This window comes from Deinococcus malanensis, from assembly GCF_014647655.1.
Classification (GTDB): domain Bacteria; phylum Deinococcota; class Deinococci; order Deinococcales; family Deinococcaceae; genus Deinococcus; species Deinococcus malanensis.
In genome coordinates, this window is the sequence record NZ_BMPP01000004.1 from 1 (window position 1) to 18,067 (window position 18,067).

At 65.5% G+C, this 18,067-nt stretch carries 16 protein-coding genes; 7 read left to right on the top strand and 9 right to left on the bottom strand.

Translation table 11 applies throughout. The features are described 5' to 3' along the window. The 3 genes from IEY49_RS05415 to IEY49_RS05425 all read left to right on the top strand — a co-directional run. A partial coding sequence (locus IEY49_RS05415; protein ID WP_189005308.1) for a transposase occupies positions 1–205 on the top strand: 205 nt, incomplete at its 5' end. 226 nt (positions 206–431) lie between these two features. Continuing rightward, positions 432–2,030 (top strand): PQQ-dependent sugar dehydrogenase, encoded by a 1,599-nt coding sequence (locus tag IEY49_RS05420; RefSeq protein ID WP_189005310.1) that lies wholly within the window; start codon positions 432–434, stop codon positions 2,028–2,030. Between the two features lie 161 nt (positions 2,031–2,191). Continuing rightward, entirely contained in the window at positions 2,192–3,661 is a 1,470-nt protein-coding gene (locus IEY49_RS05425; protein WP_189005312.1) for an FAD-dependent oxidoreductase, read from the top strand. A 91-nt stretch (positions 3,662–3,752) separates the two neighbouring features. On the opposite strand, the gene IEY49_RS05430 is transcribed toward IEY49_RS05425, so the two are convergent. From IEY49_RS05430 to deoC, 5 genes are read right to left on the bottom strand one after another with little or no spacing between them, the layout of a single operon-like run. Further along, the gene (locus IEY49_RS05430) at positions 3,753–5,789 is read right to left on the bottom strand and encodes a peptidoglycan D,D-transpeptidase FtsI family protein (protein WP_229780651.1); all 2,037 of its coding nucleotides are present in this window, start codon (positions 5,787–5,789) and stop codon (positions 3,753–3,755) included. Positions 5,790–5,797: 8 nt separating this feature from the next. Beyond that, positions 5,798–6,346, bottom strand: coding sequence for a rod shape-determining protein MreD (gene mreD, locus IEY49_RS05435; RefSeq protein ID WP_189005316.1), 549 nt, complete (start codon positions 6,344–6,346; stop codon positions 5,798–5,800). Then, entirely contained in the window at positions 6,343–7,125 is a 783-nt protein-coding gene (mreC, locus tag IEY49_RS05440) for a rod shape-determining protein MreC (RefSeq protein ID WP_189005319.1), read from the bottom strand. The genes mreD and mreC overlap by 4 nt, the downstream gene beginning before the upstream one ends. Next, positions 7,122–7,718, bottom strand: a complete 597-nt coding sequence (locus IEY49_RS05445) for a Maf family nucleotide pyrophosphatase (protein ID WP_189005321.1) — start codon at positions 7,716–7,718, stop codon at positions 7,122–7,124. The genes mreC and IEY49_RS05445 overlap by 4 nt, the downstream gene beginning before the upstream one ends. After that, on the bottom strand, positions 7,718–8,380 hold the full coding sequence (gene deoC / locus IEY49_RS05450) for a deoxyribose-phosphate aldolase (RefSeq protein ID WP_229780652.1): 663 nt from the start codon (positions 8,378–8,380) through the stop codon (positions 7,718–7,720). The genes IEY49_RS05445 and deoC overlap by 1 nt, the downstream gene beginning before the upstream one ends. A gap of 69 nt (positions 8,381–8,449) precedes the next feature. Here deoC and prxQ point away from each other — a divergent pair, with 69 nt between their 5' ends. After that, positions 8,450–8,944 carry a thioredoxin-dependent peroxiredoxin PrxQ gene (gene prxQ / locus IEY49_RS05455; protein WP_189005325.1) on the top strand — a complete coding sequence of 165 codons (495 nt, stop codon included), beginning with the start codon at positions 8,450–8,452 and terminating at the stop codon, positions 8,942–8,944. Then, on the top strand, positions 8,941–9,627 hold the full coding sequence (gene rpiA, locus IEY49_RS05460) for a ribose 5-phosphate isomerase A (RefSeq protein ID WP_189005327.1): 687 nt from the start codon (positions 8,941–8,943) through the stop codon (positions 9,625–9,627). Before prxQ ends, rpiA begins: the two co-directional genes overlap by 4 nt. A gap of 41 nt (positions 9,628–9,668) precedes the next feature. Here the strand turns inward: rpiA and IEY49_RS05465 are convergent, their stop codons facing one another. After that, a complete protein-coding gene (locus IEY49_RS05465; protein WP_189005329.1) occupies positions 9,669–11,714 on the bottom strand; it encodes a thioredoxin domain-containing protein in 2,046 nt (681 codons plus the stop codon). Between the two features lie 397 nt (positions 11,715–12,111). Between IEY49_RS05465 and IEY49_RS05470 the strand changes: the two genes are divergently transcribed. Further along, entirely contained in the window at positions 12,112–13,941 is a 1,830-nt protein-coding gene (locus IEY49_RS05470; RefSeq protein ID WP_189005331.1) for an arginine--tRNA ligase, read from the top strand. A 67-nt stretch (positions 13,942–14,008) separates the two neighbouring features. On the opposite strand, the gene IEY49_RS05475 is transcribed toward IEY49_RS05470, so the two are convergent. From IEY49_RS05475 to IEY49_RS05485, 3 genes are all read right to left on the bottom strand, one after another. Beyond that, on the bottom strand, positions 14,009–14,875 hold the full coding sequence (locus tag IEY49_RS05475) for an alpha/beta hydrolase family protein (protein WP_189005333.1): 867 nt from the start codon (positions 14,873–14,875) through the stop codon (positions 14,009–14,011). 56 nt (positions 14,876–14,931) lie between these two features. Continuing rightward, positions 14,932–16,023 carry an acyltransferase gene (locus tag IEY49_RS05480; RefSeq protein WP_189005335.1) on the bottom strand — a complete coding sequence of 364 codons (1,092 nt, stop codon included), beginning with the start codon at positions 16,021–16,023 and terminating at the stop codon, positions 14,932–14,934. A gap of 78 nt (positions 16,024–16,101) precedes the next feature. Next, complete coding sequence (locus IEY49_RS05485; RefSeq protein WP_189005337.1) at positions 16,102–17,211, bottom strand: prephenate dehydrogenase; 1,110 nt, start codon at positions 17,209–17,211, stop codon at positions 16,102–16,104. Positions 17,212–17,314: 103 nt separating this feature from the next. Between IEY49_RS05485 and IEY49_RS05490 the strand changes: the two genes are divergently transcribed. Then, positions 17,315–18,067 carry a TSUP family transporter gene (locus tag IEY49_RS05490; RefSeq protein ID WP_189005339.1) on the top strand — a complete coding sequence of 251 codons (753 nt, stop codon included), beginning with the start codon at positions 17,315–17,317 and terminating at the stop codon, positions 18,065–18,067.

Genomic DNA, 18,067 nt, shown 5'->3' on the forward strand with positions numbered 1-18,067 from the left:
TTCTGTAGTGTTTCTGCCGCCGTATGCTCCGGAGCTGAACCCCATTGAGCTGGTCTGGGCGTATATCAAGCGCCATGTGCTGGGGAATTTTTGCGCCCGCACCTCGGTGGCATTGAAGGAGAAGCTGACTGGTGCGTGGCAACGTGTTCGGTATGTTGACCTCCCGCAACACCTTATGGATGCAAATCTACGCCGTGATCAATAAGTCCACTTGCATGCGGGAGGCCTTGAAAATAGGGGCCTCCCGATTCACATGGTCATGGCGCGTCCCAGGGCTGAGAAGGTCAGACGACTGGCCTGTGGCCAGACCCTACATCATGAGCTCATTCTTTACTTAAACAGGTTGAGGTGACTTCTCATGCTGTGCCACGCTGGGGTTCAGGGACAAAATGCGGCTCTGGTACCTGTGGGTCCCTCTAAAAGGAGACGTTATGCGGCCAAGACCCCGGCACTTTCGCTTTACGCTCGCAGCACTTCTGATGTGCCTTTCAAGCTGTACGGTTGTCAATCCCAGTTATCCGCAGGGGATTTTCCCGCGTGACTTTCCCCGGGTGCCACCAGCAGACGCTGCCGCGGCACAGGTGCCTGCAGGTTACCGGGTCGAAGTGGTCATGCGTGACCTGGAGCATCCCACCAGCGTGGAGATGGATGACCGGGGCAATCTCTATGTGGCGGAAGCAGGGTTCTCCTATGGTGATCCGGTAGCGCCCGCACGCATCCTCCGGGTGACACCTGCCGGCGAAATTGCCATTGTTGCTGAGCAGCTCAGGGGGCCCATCAACGACCTGTTGTGGCACCAGGGCCGGCTGTACATTTCGCACTTCGGGCGGATCTCCGCACTTGACCAGAGCGGAGCGGTCACGCATCTGGTGACCGACCTGCCCGTGAACTTCAACCACCAGAACAACCAGATGACAGCCGGGCCAGACGGAAAAATCTACTTCGGACTGGGGACCATGACCAACTCCGGGGTGATCGGTCTGGACAATGCCTATCCCTTTACCGATCTGCTGTTGTGGCCCGACATGCGTGATGTGCCCGCCCGGGATGTCCGGCTGACCAACGAATCCTTTCTGACCCCGCAGCCGAACAACGTCCTGGCCCGGCAGGGCCGGCTCGTGGACTTGGGAAGCAACCTCGCCTATGCAGTGACCAGCCTGTTCAACCGTAACCCGAACACGTCGATGCTGGTGCGGACTGGCCCCTTCCAGCCATTTGGACACAGCGGTGCCAGGGTGATTCCAGGGCAGGTCAAGGCCAACGGAACGGTGCTGCAGATGAACCCGGACGGTTCGAACCTGAACGTGTATGCCTGGGGCTTCCGCAACCCCTACGGCGTCGGCTGGGGCCCGGACGGCCGGCTGTACGCCACAGACAACGGCTACGACGAGCGAGGCAGCCGTCCCATCGCCAACGCCGAAGACAACATCTGGGTCGTAAAGCAGAACGCCTGGTATGGCTGGCCGGACTATTCCAGTGGTATCCCGGTCACAGACCCACGGTTCCGCTCCTCGCGAGGGCCCAGGCCCCAGTTCCTGATGGCCGAGCATCCCGCAGTAGAAAAGCCCCTGATGACCCGTCCCAAACACGCGGCCGTGACCAAGTTCGACTTCAGTCGGAATGCTGGATTTGGCTTCCAGGGCCAGATGTTTCTGGGCGAATTCGGCGCGGGCGTGCCTGCCACGGGTCCCGACCAGCCGGTGGTGGGTCAGCAGGTGATTCGGATCAATCCCGCGACCGGAGAAAGCGCGACCTTCTTCACGGCCCGGCCAGGATCGCTGGGACCCAGGGGGGCAGAGTACATCTCCACGCCGGGGCCCAAACACCCCGTTGACGTGCGGTTCTCCCCGGACGGCTCGGCCATGTACATCGCCGATATTGGCGCGCTGACGTTCAGGCTGGCCGGAGCCGGCCCTTTCCCCAGACCATTCCCCGGGACCGGCATCATCTGGCGGGTGACCCGTGAAGGGGCACCTGCAGCAACCCCACCTGCCAATCTCTCACCGCTTCCGCCGCGCGCCTCCCGCTAGATGCGAAAAGTCTGGCCCTACCTTGAGCAGGTAGCCGGGGGCAGACACCCTGAGGAGCTACAGGCTTTGTGGCCCCTGAGTGATTTCTGGCCTGCCGTACACCGCCGGAACGTTAAAAGAGGTCACATCCCGCGCATGGGGCTGTGTCCTTACGGTGAGGTATGACTACATCCCATTGGGCGCGGCCTATGCCTTCCTTCCAACCGTTGACCCGGGATGTGGAGGCCGACGCCGTCGTGGTCGGTGGCGGCATCGCTGGTCTGACGACTGCCTACCTGCTTGCCCGTGAAGGCCAGCGGGTCGTCCTGCTGGAACGGGATGAAATCGGCAGCGGCGAGACAACCCGCTCATCAGCGCAGCTGACCGCCAGCCTGGATTTCCGGTATTACGAGCTTGCTGGTATCCACGGAGAACAGCGGACCCGGTTGATTGCCCAGAGTCACACGCAAGCGGTAGATGAGATCGAGCGGATCGTGCGTGACGAAGGGATCGCGTGTGACTGGACCCGGATCCCCAGCTTCCTGTTCGCGCCACCGGACCAGCAGGAGGATCTGGCGCGAGAACTGGCGGCCATGCAGAGCGCCGGCCTGGACGTAGGCATGGTGGGTCCGCCTGCCGGAACTCGGGACCTGGGACCGTGCATCCGCCTGGAACAGCAGGCCGCCTTTCATCCTGTGCTGTATCTCCAGGGCCTGGCACGGGCGGCGCAGCGACTGGGCGCCCAGATCTACACCCAGTCGCTCGTGACGTCATACGACGCCTCAGAGGTACTTACGGAAGGTGGGGCGCGGGTACGCGCGCGACACGTGGTGCTGGCGACCAACGTTCCCGTGGCTGACCGGGTGAAATTCTCGTTCCGGCTCGAACCCTTCCGGACCTATATGGTGACCCTGGACCTGACGGATGCCCTTGAGCCCGGGCACTACTGGGACACCGTGGACCCCTACCATTACGTCAGGCTGGACGGCAACGCTCTCCTGGTCGGTGGCGAAGACCACGTGGTGGGGCGTGCGGATGACGCGGAGGAACGCTACGGGCGCCTTGAAGCCTGGGCGCGTGAGCGGTTTCCGGTCGGCCAGCGCCGGGAGGCGTGGTCCGGGCAGGTGGAAAACACCCCCGATGGTCTGGCCTATATCGGGGAAAGTGGGGGCGTCTACGTCGTCACCGGTGACGTGGGCAACGGGCTGACGCATGGAACGATCGGGGGTCGGGTCATCCGTGACCTGATCCTAGGACGCGAGAATGCCTGGGTCGACCTGTACGATGCCAACCGCCTGCCACGCGGGAACCGCCTGGAATGGATCAAGGAGGGAATCAGTGCCGCGGGCCACCTTGGCGAGTGGGTCACCGGCGGCGACGACCTGAGTGACCTGGCGCCGGGGGAGGGGGCGGTCGTTCGTCACGGGCTGAAGAAGCTCGCGGTGTACCGGGACGACCAGGGCACGTTGCACGCCCGCACGGCCAGGTGTCCGCATTTCGGATGCGTGGTGCACTGGAATACTGGCGAAAAGAGCTGGGACTGCCCCTGTCACGGCTCCAGGTTTACGGCCTTTGGGGAACTGCTGCACGGTCCTGCCCGGGTTGGACTTGCCGTTGAGGAGCTTGGCCAGGACGCTCAGTCCCCGGGCTGAAGTCGTCCTGTGCCGTCCACAAGGATGCGGCAGCGTGAAATCTTCCCGTTGCCGCTGCTGTTAAGGTGCCCAGGAACTGTCTGGTCCGGGCTCAGGGCTTCGGCGTGCCGGTGACACGTGCCGCGCGAGCGGCGTAGACCCGGCGCATATCTTCCAGTTCGCCCAGGCAGGGCTGCTGTTCCGAGAGGGGAAGGGCACTGAGGCGCTCGTCGAGCTTGACGCACCAGCGTGCGGCGAACATCCGTTTGACGGCCCGTAGCGCCGGCCCCGAACCCTCGCCACCGTTCTGGAAGAAGGCCACGACCGCGAAGGTGGGCTGGCCGTCCTTGCCGATGGGACCATACCCTTCGTACCAGGCATGCGTGTAGGCATAGCCGTCCTTGAAGCTTCGGCCGTTCTCGGCGGTCCCGGTCTTGCCACCCGTCCGCACCGGGAAGATCATCGGGCCGATCTCATGGATCGCCGTGCCGTACCGGGTACCGGCTGTCGTCCCTGCCATGCCTTCCTGCACCAGCTTGAACACGTCGGTGTTGCCGTTGCGGACCACGCTGACAGCGGGCTTCCTGGGCTGCTCCTTGCCTCCTACCGCCTTGAGGACCGTCATGGGTCGCTGCTGGCCAGTGTTGATGATGGTGGACATGACCCAGGCCACCTGCGCGGGGGTCACCAGGACATCTCCCTGACCGATGCTCATGTTCAGGCCGAAGCCCGGGAACCAGGGCGCCTGGGGCGTGGTGTAGTCGTCGATGTTCGACAGGCGGCCGGTCTTTTCCCCCACCAGCTCCAGGCCGGTGGTGCGGTTGTAGCCGAGTTCGGTCAGGCGGCTCTTGAGTTGCCGGGAATAGACGCCTGGAGTCGCCTGCGCCGCCGAGTGGTAATACCACGGGTTGCACGAATACGAGATCGCCAGGCGGCCGTCCACCATGCCCAGCGAGAAGCGGGCCCAGTTGTTGAACCGGGCGCGTCCGAAGTAATACGAGGGGGCGCAGTGCAGTGAAAAGTTGCCCCACTTCTCGATGTACATCAGGGTGGTGGCGATTTTGAAGACACTGCCCGGGTTGTAGGCCTGCACCACCCGGTTGCTGGTCACCGCGTCCAGAGCAGCGTCGGGACGATTTGGGTCCACGGCCCAGTTCTTGGCCTTGTGGTCGGGGCTTGGCACCCGCGAGAACCAGTTCGGGTCATATGCCGGGCTGCTGGCCATGGCCAGCACCTCGTTGGTGCGCGGGTCAAAGGCGATCACCGCACCCCGGGAAAACTTCTCGGCAGGTTTGCCCCATTTGGCGCGTCCGGCGTTGACGTCATTCAGCCCTTCGCGCAGGGCGGTTTCCGCAGTGCGCTGCAGCAGGCTGTCCAGCGTGAGGGTCACGTCCTGCCCCTTGACGCCCTGATCGATCACCCGCTCGGTCTGTGGCCGGCCATTCGCCGTGACCTCCCGCCGGCGCAGGCCGTTCTTGCCCTGCATGGTGCCCTGCAGGCTGTATTCCAGCCCAGAGCGGCCCACCAGGTCGCCCACCGTGTAGTTGCCTTCCTCGACCTCACGGGCATTGGCTTCCGAGACGTACCCCAGCAGGTGGCCGGCCAGCTTGCCTTCCGGGTAGATCCTCTCGACGCGCTGGCGCAGTTCCAGGCTCGGGACCAGCACCACGTACTCGTACAGGGCCGCCAGACGATCTTCGGGCACGTTGCGGGCCAGAACCACATCCGGTTCCTTGCGTGGATCAGGCTCACGCGGCTGGCCACCAACCAGCACATCGCCCTTGATGCCCGCCAGATACCGGATCTTGTCCCAGGAAGGAATGGCCTGCTCCGGGTCGGTGGGGTCGCGCCGACCGGTGTACACCAGATCCACCGCGAGCCGGTTGGTGGCCAGCAGCAGCCCGTCACGCGTGCGGATCTCACCACGCATGGCCCGCAGCACCTCGTCGCGCTGATAATTGCTGGTGGACTGTACGGCGAACTGGCTGTGCTCAAGCACCTGCAACTGATACAGCCGCGCGCCCATGCCCACCAGACCCAGCGTGAATGCCATCGCCATGACGCGGACCCGTCCAGTAGGAGCCGAGGCGGCCTGACGCCTGGCGCTGCCGCCACCTGCGCGGCGGCGCAGCTGCTGACGCCGTTCCATGGCCCTGCTCATGAAAAGTGCTCTTCCTGGCCGTCGCGCGGCCCCATCGCCCAGCCGATGACGCGCTCCCACAGCGGCGAAACCAGCAGGGTACCTATGAACATCACCGGCACGATGCCCAGCAGGGTATCAAGCGTGACCAGTTCCGAGCGCATCCAGTAGGTCAACAGCAGGAATACCAGCCACTCGCCCAGGGTGGCGGCCAGCACTGTCAGAAAGGCCTGGAAAATCCCGCTGTCCCCAAAGGAACGCCGGACGAACAGCACCAGAAGTGCTCCCCCCGCGACACCTGCCGCGTGCAGGCCGAGCATGCCGCCGCCCAGCAGATCCTGCGCCAGCCCTACCCCGTAAGAAGCCAGCAGCGCACTCAGTGCAGGCAGTCGCCACGCCAGGGCAGCGCCCGTCAGCAGAAACAGGTCCGGTGCTGGCAGGCCAAGGGTGTCGAAGAGGCGCGAGAGTAGGCCCTGCGCCACGACCAGGGCAAGGACGTACAGCGCCGGCCGAAACCAGCGCGCCGGGCCCCGGTGAACATGCGCCACCCGGGCCGCTGCCCTCATACGCCCTCCAGGATCGTCACGTCTTCGATCACGCCGACGTCCACCGCCGGCTTCACGATGACGCTGCGGTTGACATCATTCGGCCCCAGGGGCAATACCTTTTCTACGGTGCCGACCCGGATTCCCACCGGGTACAGCCCTCCGATACTGCTGGTCACCAGAACGTCCCCTTTCTTGACAGGCACACTGCGCGAAAACTCGGCTTTCAGGCGGTCCGGCGGCAGACCATGGGCCAACCCCCGGCCCCCCTTGCTGCCCTGCAGGGTGACCCCAACACTGCTTTCCGGATCCACCAGGGCCACCACCGTGGACTGGCCCTCACTGACGCCCGTGACCTGCCCGACCAGTCCGCCCGGTACGGTAACAGGCATCCGCAGGCGCACACCGTCACGTTTGCCCTTGTTGAGAGTCAGGCGCGCCAGCAGGGGACTGGGGTCCACAGCGATGACCTGCGCGATACCCAGGGCGTTGGGCGCCTGGGTCGCCGTGATCTTCTCCAGCTGGCGCAGGCGCGTGACCTCGCGGGTCAGGATCTCGTTGCGCTGCCGAAGCTCATCGTTCTGCACCTGGAGGTTACGCAGATCCGCATTCAGACGACGTTCGTCGAACAGGGTCGAATAGGCCCGGCGCAGATTGTCCGCCGTGACTACCCCGATCCGGGTCAGCGGGGCCGTAGAGGCGCGCAGGGCAGTCGGCGCCACCGCCTGAAACCGCAGCATCATCAGACTGATCAGCAGCAGGCCCACGAAGACCAGCAGGAGCCGGGGCCGTTCCTTCACGCGCCGTGCACCTCACCCCAGACCGGCACCCCGGCGCGGCGCAGCAGCGTGATCACCACGCTGAGCGGAAAGCCCACCACGTTGGTGTACTCGCCCTCGACCCTTGACACGAGTGAAGCTCCCAGCGCCTGAATACCGTAGCCGCCTGCCTTGTCCATTCCCTCACCGCTACGCGCATAGAAGGAAATCTCAGCGTCGGTCAGCGGGCGGAAAGTGACGTCAGTCCGGGCCACCTGTACCTGCTCCTCGGCGCCGCACAGCGCTGCCACGCCCGTAAACACCTGGTGGCTGCGGCCTGACAGGACGCGCAGAAACGCCTCGTTTTCGGCGACGTCAGCGGGTTTGGCCAGCAGAACACCTTCGCAGGCCACCACCGTGTCCGCTGCCAGGACCACACTTTCCGGGTGCAGCCCAGCCACCGAGCGGCCCTTCAGGAGCGCCAGTTCTGCCGCCAGCCGCGCCGGATCGGTTTCGGCGCTGTCCTCGTCCTCGCCGCTCACCACCACCTGGAATGGCACCCCCAGGCTTCCCAGCAGTTCCCGCCGTCTGGGACTGCCGGACGCCAGCACCACGTCCGGATGCCCTGCAGGCATTAGTAGCCCTCGCTGCTCTGCTCGCCGGAAACCAGCGCCACGCCGCCGGAGGTGCCCAGGCGGGAGGCACCCGCCGCGATCATCTCGTGGGCGTCAGCCGGGGTGCGCACCCCACCAGCGGCCTTGATCTGGGCACGACCGGCAATGGTGTCGCGCATCAGGGCCACATCTGCAGGCGTCGCTCCACCGGTTCCGAAGCCGGTGCTGGTCTTCACAAAGTCCGCCCCGCCACGTACGGCTGCCTCGGTGGCGCCGCGTTTCTGGTCGTCACTCAGGTAGCAGGTCTCAATGATGACCTTCAGCACGTGCTCGGGAATCGCGCGGCGCACCGCACGGACATCAGCCTCCACAGAGTCCCAGCTGCCTTCCAGCGCCGCACCGATATGGATGACCATATCGACCTCGTGTGCGCCGGCTTCCACACTCAGCCGCGCTTCGACGGCTTTCTGCTCGCTGGACACGGCTCCCAGGGGAAAGCCGCACACGGTGGCCACCTTGACCGTGCTGCCCTCCAGTTCGGCAACGGCCTGCGGCACAAACACTGGATTGACGCAAACCGCATAGAAGGAATGCTCGCGGGCTTCGGCACACAGGGCGCGGATATCAGCAGAGGTGGCGGTGGCTTTCAGGAGCGTGTGGTCAATGTACGGCGCGAGCTTCACGCCCTTCAGCATACGCGGGGTGGCCTGAGAACAATAAAGAAAATTCCACTTGCACGCTACCCTGGAGCCATGACCGAACCCCAACGCATACAGCCCGGTGAGTCCTTCCCTGAATTCAGCCTTCCCGACGCGAACGGAACCGCGCATGGTCTGTCGCAGTACGCCGGCCGTTACGTGGTGCTGTATACCTACCCCAAAGACGACACGCCCGGCTGCACCAAGGAAGCCTGCGATTTCCGCGATCATGCCCTGCTGAAATCCCTGGGGGCAGTGATTCTGGGAGTCAGCCGGGACGATGCCAGCAGTCATGCCCAGTTTACCGAGAAGTACAGCCTGCCGTTTCCCCTGCTCAGCGACCCGGACGCCGGGTTCCTGAAAAGCATCGGATCATATGGGCCCAAGACGCTGTACGGCAAGGTGACCGAGGGGATCAAGCGGCAGACCTTCCTGATCGGCCCAGATGGGCGACTGGTCAAGTCATGGCTGGCGGTCCAGGTCGAGGGCCATGCCGACGCCGTCGCGCAGGCCATCCGGGAACACCAGGAGAAGGGAACGGCAGCGTGAGCAGTCTTGAAGCGCTGAAAAAAGAGGCGGCCATTCGCGCGGCGGCCCTGGTCCAGAGCGGCATGCGGGTCGGCCTTGGTACGGGCAGCACGGCCAAGTACGCCATCGAGGAACTGGGACGCAAACTCTCGGAAGGTGAACTGCGCGACATCGTGGGCGTGGCAACCAGCGAGGCCAGCGATCAGCTGGCGCGGCAGCTTGGCATTCCGGTCGAGCCGCTTGATCCCCGCCCCCTGGACATTGCCATTGACGGGGCTGACGAGATCGACCCGCACCTGAACCTGATCAAGGGCCTGGGCGGCGCCCTGCTTCGCGAGAAGCTGACCGAGGTCCAGGCCCGGCGTTTTATCGTGATCGCTGATCACACCAAGACTGTCACCCACCTCGGAGAGAAGGCGCCGGTTCCCGTAGAGATCGCAAAATTCGGGTTTCTGAGCACCATCGAGCGTCTGAGGGCGATGGGGCTTGGGGGCAGGCTGCGTCAGCCCGGAGCGCAACCTTACGTGACAGACAACGGCAACTACATCTTTGATGCCCAGCTGCCTGAGTCCTTCGATCCAGCCGCCCTGGAGCGGCAGTTGAAAGGCACGCTGGGCGTCGTGGAAACCGGCTTCTTCCTGGGCATGGCCGAGCGCGCCTTCGTGGCGGCGCCGGACGGGGTCAGGGAATTGACCCTGGTCTGACAAGATTTCCAGTTGAAGGGCGGCGGTGTGGCCGCCCTTTCTTATGCGCTTGGAAGGCCTTCCAACTGCTTTTCCAGCTCCACGGGGTCCTGCGTAGGCAGCTGACAGGCGTGATTCACGCAGACATAGGCCGTTCCGCCCCCGCCACGTTCTTCCAGCACCGGCAGACGTCCTCCCGGCTCGGTGAATGCCAGGGCCGTGAAGGGCAGGGCAAAGCGGGCCGCCACCCGTTCGAGGGCAGCGCGCTCGGGAGCCGTTCCCAGTATGGCGACCTCGGTGTGTGGTGCCTGCAGGAACGCGGCAGCCCGCCACAGGCCCCCGAAGCCCGAGGGAGCAGCCTGCATATCGGTGCGGAAGCTCTGCACGGTGCGCCGGGCAATCGCCTCGGCCTCCTGGTCGGCAAAGTAGCGGTGCATCCACAGGGCCAGCAGGGCCGCCGCCGCATTGTCCGACAGCACCGCCGAGTCGAAGCCCTGTACCTGCCGCGACAGCAGGGTCTCGGCCTGACCGCCCGTGGAATGAAAGACTCCGGCCTCCTCGTTCCAGAAATCGCGCCGGACCACGGTCCAGAGTTCCTGGGCCCATTCCAGGTGACTCAGGTCACCGCCGGCCTGAAACAGGGCGACCAGCCCCAGGCCATACAGTGCGTGGTCCTCCAGAAGACCCTCGACTCTGGCCTGTCCATCCTTGAACGTGTGCCGCAGCGTGCCATCGGGCAGCCTGAGTTCGCGGGTGACAAATTCGACGTTCCGGCGGGCCATCTCGAGATACCGGGGCTCTCCCAGCACCCGTGCGGCATCCGCGAAGGCCGCCAGAGCCAGCCCGTTCCAGGAGGTCAGAATCTTGTCGTCGGTCCCCGGCTGGGTCCGCTGCTCACGCGCTTCGAGCAGGCGGGCGCGGACCTGTTCTACACGAGCATGCAAGGTGGACGGGTCCTCACCCAGGTCCTGGGCCAGCCGGTCCAGGGGAGCCGGCCGGTGCAACACGTTGCGGCTGCCGTATTCCCGGCGGTGGGGGTCCAGGAAGTTACCCTGCTCGGTCACGCCGTAGACCCGCTCGATCAGGGACGCCTCTTCTCCCAGCACCTCTTGGATTTCAGCGGGAGTCCACGTGAAGGTCAGGCCCTCCACTCCGCCATGGTCGGTGGGGGTGTCTGCGTCCTGGGCGCTGTAGAACCCGCCGGTGGGTGAGAGCATCTCCCGTTCCAGGTACGTGAGGGTCTCGCGCGCCAGGCGGGCAAAGTCCTCGTCGCCGGTGTGCTGGTAGGCCTGGAGCAGCACCCGCGTGAGCTGCGCGTTGTCGTACAGCATCTTCTCGAAATGGGGCACCAGCCAGCGCTCGTCGACGCTGTAGCGGTGAAAGCCACCGCCGAGCTGGTCGTAGATGCCGCCTGCGGCCATTCGCTTCAGGGTATGCAGCGCCATGTCGCGGCCCTCGGGACGGGTCAGCAGGAACTCCAGCAGGGTTGGAGCCGGGAACTTGGGCGCGCCGCCGAACCCCCCCAGGTCGGCATCAAAGACGCTGCGGAGCTTGTGCGGCGCCTCCTGCAGAAAGTCGGCTGGCAGGTCGCCCTGCGATGGTCGGGGCCGGCTGGCTTCCCGGACGTGGTCGGTCAGGGCCCGGGCATTGCCGGTCAGCTTGGCGCGGTCGTTGTGCCAGGCATTGGCCACACTGGCCATCAGGCGCCGGAAGCTGGGCAGGCCGTAGCCATCCTGCGGCGGAAAATACGTGCCGGCATAGAACGGCTCGCCCTCCGGGGTCAGAAACACAGTCATGGGCCAGCCGCCCTGTCCGGTCATGGCCTGGGTCGCGGCCATGTACACGGCGTCCACGTCCGGCCGCTCCTCACGGTCCACCTTGATGCACACGAAATGCTCGTTCATCTGTGCGGCCGTGACCTCGTCCTCGAAGGATTCGTGGGCCATGACGTGGCACCAGTGACAGGTGCTGTACCCCACCGACAGCAGCACCGGCAGATCGCGCTCCCGGGCTGCGGCAAACGCCTCGGGAGTCCACGGCCACCAGTCCACCGGGTTGTCCTTGTGCTGCAACAGGTACGGGCTGGATTCCGATGCCAGTCGGTTCATGACTCCGAGCGTAGCCGGGGCGCATGAGCGACTCGGCCCCACCCTGGCCACTCCGTCTTCCGGGGAGGTTTACCTTCTGCCATGGGTGCCGCTCGTGGGTGGAGACCGGCGGCCAGTAAGTGCTCGCAGGACGATCACGCGTCCGGCCCGATTCTGAAAAGCGAGCTTTCGGATGTGGTCCGTATTGCAGGCCCGAGCCACATGGGCAGTTCTGCTGCCCTTGGGGTCAACCGCACACGCACATCGTTCGGGCACCACAGTCAGTCCCAGAGCTGGCAATCTGGTCGGTTCATAGCCAGGCCAGATACCGGGGTTTTCAGGCTGGGTACGCCGACCGGGGTATGCAGGCTGGCCGAGAAGAGCAGCCGGCACACCATTCCCGATAGACTCTCTGACTATGGACTTGAAGGCACAACTCAAAGCCGCTGTGGAGGCCGCCGCCCAGAGCATGGGCATGCCGGTGGACGCGGCCATTCAGGACACCCCCGCCACCAAGCCGGGCGATTACGGCACCCCGGCAGCATTTCAGATGGCCAAGAGCGCCGGCGGCAACCCGGCCCAGATTGCTGCTCAGCTGGCGCAGACCGTGCAGCTTCCGGCAGGGATCAAGCGCGTGGAGGCGACCGGGCCGTTCCTGAACTTTTTCCTCGATACGGCCATGTTCGTGCGCGGCGTGGTGGAAAACCCCTTTGCCGTGCCGGCCCTGGATGGGAAAGTCGTCATCGAGCACACCAGCGTCAACCCCAACAAGGAACTGCACGTGGGCCACCTGCGCAATGTGGTGCTCGGCGACAGCATGGCGCGGATTTTCCGTGCCGCTGGCCACACGGTCGAGGTTCAGAATTACATTGACGACACCGGCCGGCAGGCTGCCGAGGCCCTGTTTGCCATCAATCACTACCACCGGGAATGGGACGGCTTGCGCAAGTACGACCACTGGCTCGGTGAAGGCTATGTCCGCCTGAATGCCGACCCGGCCAAGCCTGACCTGGAGGAAGGCATCAGCGCCGTCATGCACCGCCTGGAGGCCGGCGTGCTGCGCGCTGAGGTCGAGAAGGTCGTGAGCGCCCACCTGGAAACCTGCTTCCGGCTGGGAGCCCGCTATGACCTGCTGAACTGGGAGTCGGACGTGGTGGGCAGCGGTTTCCTGACCCAGGCCATGAACATCCTGGAAGGCAGCCGCTACACGTCGCGCCCCACTGAAGGCAAGTACGCCGGAGCCTTCGTGATGGACGTTTCTGAATTCATGCCGGGGCTTGAAGAACCCAACGTGGTGCTGATCCGTTCGGACGGCACGGCCATGTACGCTGCCAAGGACATCGGGTACCAGTTCTGGAAGTTCGGCCTGTTCGAGGGCATGAAGTTCAGGCCCTTCATGACCGACCCGGATGGCAAGACCGTCTGGACCAGCGCGCCGGACGGTGAGCCGGACCTGCAGCGGCGCTTCGGTCATGCCGACGAGGTCATCAACGTGATCGACTCGCGCCAGGATCACCCGCAGACCGTGGTGCGCTCAAGCCTGGGCGTGGCCGGCCAGCAGGAGAAGAAGGACCGCAGCATTCACCTGTCCTACGCCTTCGTGACCCTGGAAGGTCAGACCATCAGTGGCCGCAAAGGTATCGTGGTCAGTGCTGACGACGCCATGGACGAGGCAGAAAAACGTGCCCTGGCTGCCCTGACCGAACTGAACCCCGATCTGGCGGCCCGTGAAGATGCCGCCGAGATCGCCCGGCGCATCGGCATCGGCGCCATCCGCTTCGCGATGCTGAAGGCCGAGCCAACCCGCAAGATCGACTTCCGCTGGGAGCAGGCGCTGGCGCTGAACGGCGACACGGCGCCCTACGTTCAATATGCCGCCGTGCGTGCCGCCAGCATTCTGCGCAAGGCCCAGGAAGCCGGCCACAGCATCGACGGCAGCGGCGCCGACTGGGACGCGTTGCCGGACGTGGATCTGGCGCTGGCCAAGATGGTTGCCCGCCTGCCCGAGGTGGTGGCCCAGAGCGTGCGCGTCCACTCGCCGCACGTGGTGGCGCAGTACGCGCTGGACCTGGCTACGGCCTTCAACGCGTGGTTCAATGCCAAGGACCGGCAGGGTAAGCCCGCCACCAACGTGCTGCAGTCCGAGCCGGGCCTGCGTGAAGCCCGTCTGGCGCTAGTCGGCCGCCTGCGCCGTGCCTTCGAGGAAACCCTGGACCTGATCGGCATCGAGGTTCCCGCCGCGATGTGAGCGGACACAGAGGGAGGGGGATGGTCACATGTGAGCTGTGACCATCCCCCTCCCTCTTTACATACACTCAGCGTTTGCGCGCGGTCGTGCCGAGTTCAAGCCTCTGGAAAAACGAGGTGATGCGGCGCGCCATGTCCGGCGTAAACCGGTTGGCGCCCAGGTGGGGGCCGCTTAAGGTCACGAATTCACTGAGCCCTGGCTGTGCCAGTGCATATAGCCGCTCGCTGTTGGACCGCAGGGGCACTGTCGCATCATCGGGACTGGCGGCCACGAACAGAGGCAGCATCGGTGCAAGGTGCGCCTGCTGCAGCGGGTCCAGTTCAGCTGGGGGTGGACCAGTCAGCCGGTAAGCGGTGCTGATCTCGGTCCGGCGGCTGACGGCAGTGCCCCAGGCGCCCCGCAGGTCGGTCCAGGCATCGATCAGGGCCAGACCATGAACCGGATAGGGACTGCCCGGCAGGGCGCTGCGCAGCGCCATCAGTCCGCCCATGCTGAGTCCTACGGCATAGGTGCGGCTGTTCCACTTGAATCGCCCGGTGGCTTCCAGCTGTGTCTGGGCCACCTGGGCCAGGGCGTCCGGACTGCCCCAGGTGGTGGGGCCGCCGTCACCGCTGAGGAGCACCGCAAAGCGGGCCTTGAGCAGGGTTTCGCTGAGCGCCAGGATCCCCGGGCTGCGGACCATGCGGTCAGCGTCCTGGGCCCGGGGGTGCGACATGATGACCAGGGGACAGGCGATGACCTGACACCGGTCCGGCACCAGCAGGTAAGACCGGACGCCCAGCACGTCCAGGGGCTGGGCAGTGCGGACCGTTCCGGCCGGGGCACCTGGAGCGGCGGGGACAGCCGGAGGAGGCGTGGTGGTGGCAGCCTGTGCGCCCAGAGGCGCCCACGGCAGCAGCAGGGTCAGGAGGAGAGAGCGTCGGGAAAGTTGCACTGGCGCGCACTCTAGCGTGCTTCGTCTGACGGCGGCCTGACGGCGTGAACGCTGGTTCATCGGCCAAACAACCCTGTACTGAGGCGGGTGCGCAGCAGCGCGCGTCCGATCACAGCCGGCACCAGCACAGCGATCAGGGCATACACGACGACCTGCGCCAGCATGAGAGGCGGGGCGCCGAGCGGTGCCCGCCACAGCTCCAGGGCCTGCAGCACCGCCGGATGAAGCAGATAGATCTGCAGACTGACCGTGCCCAGTGTGGCAACCGCGACCCGCAGCCGGTCAGGTCCACGCTGCAGGCGGTGCGCCAGCCCCATCAGGGCCAGAGCCACCAGGGCTGTAAAGGTCCAGCTCAGACCGCTGTATACCAGTGGCGTAACTTTTTCTCCGCGCACATATGCCAGGGCGACCGGCAGGTACAGGGCATATGCAGCGGCCAGCAGCGGCAGCAGAATGATGCGCCGTCGGCGCCACCAGTCCTCGAATTCCTTGAAGCGTGCTCCGACCGCTACACCCAGTGTGATGGGCAGCACATACCACAGCGCGGTGCTGGCCGGGAACTGCAGGTGCAGCACCTCCCGGTTCAGGAAGTAGGCCCCGATCTGGGCTACTAGCCCCACCAGCAGGGCGACCGTGATGCTGGGCCGCCGGCGTGCCAGAGGAAGCAGCAGAGGCAGGATCAGGTAAACCTCCAGCGCCACCAGCAGGAAGTACAGGTGGTAGCTGCCCTTTCCGTACGCCAGCCAGGTCCACCACCGCTGGGGATCTTCCAGGCTGGTCGCCTCGCGTTGCCCGGTCCAGACGTACCAGAGGATATACAGCACACTCCACAGCAGGTACGGCCACCCTCCCCGGGTCAGGCGCCGCCAGTAGTACTGACGCGGCTCGAATCGCCGCAGCAGGCTGTTAGTCAGGACCACGCAGGACAGAAACACGAACGCCGGCACCGCAAAATGCAGGGTGCGGTTCAGCACCGTCAGTGCCTCGTGGGTGAGGCTGCCCGGGGTGGCGTGCCGCAGCGCCAGACCACTCGCGTGGTGTCCGACGACTTCCAGGATGGTCAGGCCCCGGAACACATCGATGGCGCTCAGGCGGTCAGAAGTGGTCGGGGCACTGGGAACTGAAGCGGGGGAGGGGGCGTCAGTCATGGAGACCTGCCGCGCAAAAGAGGCACATCGCCCGAGCATGCCACGTCAGAGGGGACCATGAGGTGAAATGTCCGTGGGTCAGGAACGTCCCCTCACCTCGAAGCCCACGTCAGTCAGGATGCCTGCCGCGCGCTGCACTTCCTCGGGGCTTTCCAGTCCGAGCCGGAGCGCACCTCCTTCCTCGCGGATGGCCAGGACCTCGATGTCCTTGATGTTGACCCCTTCGGCCCCAAGCGCCTGGGTCACCGCTCCGATCTGGTTGGGCCGGTCCGGCACCGCCACCACCAGATCGTGTTTCTGGGGCAGCAGGCTGCGTTTGACCACCGGCAGGCTGTCGCGGGTGCGCTTGCCCTCGTAGGCGGCGGCCAGAAGTTCCTCGGGCTCGTCGAGGTCCGCGTCCAGGCGTTCGAGCTGACGACGGAACCGTTCGAGCGCGAACCGGAGCGCCTCCTTGTTCTCCACGATCATGTCGCGGCTCATGCGTGGGTCGCCGCTGGCCACCCGGGTCAGGTCCCGGAATCCCCCGGCTGCCAGCAGGCTCAGGCGTTCGTCGCGCGCCACCATATGTGTCAGCGCCAGACTCGCCAGGTACGGCAGGTGGCTGATGGTGGCCACCAGATCGTCGTGGGCGGCTGGAGGCATCACCACGGGTGCTGCCCCCAGGTGCTCGACCAGTGAGCGGGCGCGGCTCAGCGCGGTCAACGGGGTGTGATCGGTGGGCGTCAGTACCCACACGGCGTTTTCCAGCAGGGCGGCCCGTGCGTGTGTTACCCCGCCGCGCTCGCTGCCGGCCATGGGGTGGCCCGGCACGAAGTGGCGCACGCCCAGCCGTTCCATTTCTGCCGCGATCCCGCTTTTGACGCTGCCGACATCGGTCACCAGGGCGCCGGGATTCAGGAAGGGCGCCAGTTCTCGGGCCAGCGGTTCCAGGGCGCGCATGGGGGCGGCCAGAACCACCAGGTCAGCCTCGCGCAGCCACTCACCGGGACCAGCCCGAACCTCGTCCACCACACCCAGCGCTTCGGCCTCGCGCAGCACATCCATACTGGCGTCCAGACCCACCACGCGGCGGGCCAGAAACCGCTGGCGCAGGCCGAGGGCCACACTGCCCCCGATCAGCCCCACGCCTGCGACCACCGCCGTATCGAACAGGGGCGGCGGGGTTTCGCTCACGGCACGGTCACTCATGAGGCGAGGCTAGCACGCGTTTTTCGCCTCCCGCAGCGGGCAGGCCAGACACGGTCGTGCCGGTGCGGCGCCCCCAGACCGGACGCCTGCTACAGTCCTGGTCGTGCCCGGCCCCGAAGTGCTTCTTTACGGTCTTCCACTTGCCTTCCTGGCTGGATTCATTGACGCGGTCGCCGGTGGTGGCGGCACCATCACCCTGCCTACGCTGTTTTTCATGGGCCTCAGCCCCGCGCAGGCGGTGGCCACCAACAAGCTGCTGGCCATCTTCGGCTCCGGCAGCGCCACGGTGCAGTACTGGCGCAAGGGCCATGTCGACCGCGCACTGGTGCTGCGGCTGATTCCGCTGGCGCTGGCAGGAAGCGCGCTGGGTGCGTACCTGGTGCACTTTATCGACCCGGACGCCTTTCGCACCCTGGTCGGCGTGGTGATTCTCGGGGTAGGCGCGCTGGTGCTGGCCAACAAACGCTTCGGCATGGAAGACCGGTATCCCGGACTGACCGGCCGGGTGCTGGCCCTGACGCTGCCGGGCGCATTCGTGATCGGGCTCTACGACGGCTTCCTGGGGCCGGGTACCGGCACTTTTTTGATGTTTCTGTTTGCCCTGGTGGGCTTTAACCTGGTCCGCTCCAGCGGAAACGCCCGCACCATCAACTTCGCTACCAACCTGGGCGCGTTTCTGTTTTTCCTGATCGGTGGCCAGATGGTCTGGTGGATCGGCCTGCCGATGGGGGTGGCCAATGCCCTGGGGGCGGTCGTGGGCGCGCGGATGGCTATGCTGCGCGGCAGCGGCTTCGTGAAGGTCATGTACGCCCTGATCGTGCTGCTCGTGGCGGCCCGGCTCTTCCTGGTTCGTTAA